This window comes from Aeromicrobium alkaliterrae (assembly GCF_039529015.1).
In the GTDB taxonomy this organism is placed as follows: domain Bacteria; phylum Actinomycetota; class Actinomycetes; order Propionibacteriales; family Nocardioidaceae; genus Aeromicrobium; species Aeromicrobium alkaliterrae.
In genome coordinates this window covers 345,954-346,506 of the sequence record NZ_BAAAME010000005.1, presented here as the reverse complement: position 1 = coordinate 346,506, position 553 = coordinate 345,954, and the positions used below count along the sequence as shown (strand labels likewise).

1 protein-coding gene is annotated in these 553 nt (G+C 69.8%); it reads right to left on the bottom strand.

What is annotated here, in order from left to right:
* Positions 1-2: 2 nt before the first annotated feature.
* Positions 3-416, bottom strand: coding sequence for a hypothetical protein (locus ABD127_RS15755; RefSeq protein ID WP_344203216.1), 414 nt, complete (start codon positions 414-416; stop codon positions 3-5).
* Positions 417-553: the final 137 nt, after the last annotated feature.

The window sequence follows — 553 nt, the reverse complement described above, 5'->3', positions numbered from 1 at the left end:
GATCACGGCGTCAGCTGGCTCTGGCAGGTCGTCGAGGCGTCGGCGAAGAGCTGGCCGTCGGACTGGTCGATGCCTGCCGGGTTCGAGTCGGCGATCGCCTGCAGCGTCTGGGCCGAGGCGGCGTCGTAGACCTCGTCGACGAAGCAGCTCGCGACCTGCGTCACGATGTCCTCGGGGAGCTGGCCCGTGATATCGGTGATGATCTTCGTGTAGCCCGCGACGACGTCCTCCTTGGCGGGCTTGTCGCCGTCGCCCTCGCTGGAGTCCTCGGTGGGCTCGTCGGTGGGCTCGTCCGACTGCGAGCTCGACTCGCTGTCGTTGTTCGAGGTGTCGTCGTCGCCGCCACAGGCAGCCAGACCGAAGACGGCCAGGGTGCCCACCAGGGCGGCCCCCGTGAGTCGTGAGCGCAGCTTCATCGTTCGTCCCCCAAGTTGATCGATGGCCCGGTCCGCGTGTGGCCGGTGCCGTGTCACGACGACACTAACGGCGGGTCGGCCGCGGTGCCCAACCGGACCCATGGGGAGCGCTCCCCGTCCGGACGCCACCGGCCCCG

What these genes read in the sequence shown, in the direction of transcription:
- ABD127_RS15755 (WP_344203216.1), bottom strand. Translation starts at nt 416, where the DNA reads ATGAAGCTGCGCTCACGACTCACGGGGGCCGCCCTGGTGGGCACCCTG.